We start from the raw sequence: 1,578 nt of genomic DNA, 5'->3' as shown, positions 1-1,578 counted from the left end.
TCACCCGGTGTTTTGAGCTGACCTTGACAGGATGGCCATTCACATAGATGCAGGGCTGCGTTTCCCATAAGCCGTTCAATGACGCCAGCAAGCCGGTTTTGGCCAGGTTGGCTTCATCCAGAACCAGTATTATGTATTCTCCGTTTTTGTCGGATTGAGTGTTGGCCCATGTCATCAGCGCCTGATTTTGCAGTTCCATAGAGCGGTCGCCATCGGCGTGCTCTTGCCACTGCCAGCGTTTCATCAGGGTTTGTTCGCTGTCCGATGGTCCAAGGGACATCACCGAAACCTGTCCTGAAGCCCTTGCCATCCTGGCAGAAAAGTAACTTTTGCCGGTGCCTGTTTCCCCCTGCAGGAATAGCACGGGAGAGTCTGCAAGCCGGTCATGGAGTCGGGATAAACGACGACTTTCACGATCCTTCTGATTCAGCGAACCGTGATAAAGATCCTGAGCCAGTGCTGACAGGAGCTGGTCAGCGGAACTCCGCCATACCAGTGATTCAGACAGTCGATTTTCTATACGTTCAATACGTTCTGCATCAGAATTCTCCGTTACATATTCTCCCCGGGCAATGTTAAAACAATCGGTGGCCAGAGATTGAATAGCGTCGGATCGGGTCTGCCCCGGGTGCAAAGATAACTGCCAGCCGGAAGCCAGTGCATCTTGCAAACGTTTAATCTGTATTTCTGGCCTGATAGTTAACGATTGATATGGCTTCGCTGCTGCCGGATCGACTTCCAGCTGAAAGGCTATAGCATCTCGTTGTTGTTCAGGCGCATGGGCAACGATCATGGTACAGAGTTGGTCGAGAGTTTCTTTTTCATTCCACCATGGTGGAAATGGATTTTCATAAGACAGTTGTAGTTCAGTTTCCTTAAAGACGGAAGGGTCAAATACTCTGGCCAGTGGCCACAGGTTCTGCTTCACAAACTCTCTATCGAGCCGTGGAGCACTGTTGATGATGGCAGTTAAACGATCCGGGTCCACCGAGGCAGTTTGACCCTCATCCGGCGTCTTATGAGCATCCGGCTTCTTATGGGCATCCGGCAGTAACCACCAACAGGCCACTTTCATAAAATCCCGTACGGACGGATTCTGCCGGGTGCCATGGGTGATCACGCTATTGATGGCCTTGCGCCAGTGGCAGGGCAGGAGCTGAGAGGACTGGTCAACCCGCTGTTCTCGCCGGGCAGCCATTATCAGGTTATTCAGCAACCCTTCGGTCAGTTCAGGCAGAGGGTTGCAGAGATTGCCAGGTACAGTTTCAAACGCTTCGTAAAGTTCGTAAAGTGTCTGTTCTGGCAGCCCGGCCCGTGGGATATCGTGTCTGGCCCCATTGCTATCCCAGATATCCACCTCAGGACATGGGTTGCCCGTGGCGATCATCGAACTGAACACTGAAGATGGGCTTTTCGCTGACTCAGGCCAGAGCAGGGTGACATGAGCTTTTGGGTAGGTCTGTAATTGACCATTGACCAACAGAGGTTGCCCAACAGCCAGAGGTTCCAGAAGTTGTTGAAGTGTTGGATTACTCTCCAGTCCCCGCAATACAACCGGCTTGCCAGAGGTTAATGCCT

At 52.0% G+C, this 1,578-nt stretch carries 1 protein-coding gene; it reads right to left on the bottom strand.

Features of this window, described 5'->3' with window-relative positions:
• Nucleotides 1-1,578 (bottom strand): AAA family ATPase (locus tag KDK18_RS09350; RefSeq protein WP_257254636.1); only part of this gene is annotated, 1,578 nt, incomplete at both ends.

Source organism: Endozoicomonas sp. SESOKO3 (assembly GCF_024606255.1).
Note: the sequence above shows the minus strand (reverse complement) of the source record. Positions and strands in the feature narration are given on the sequence as shown.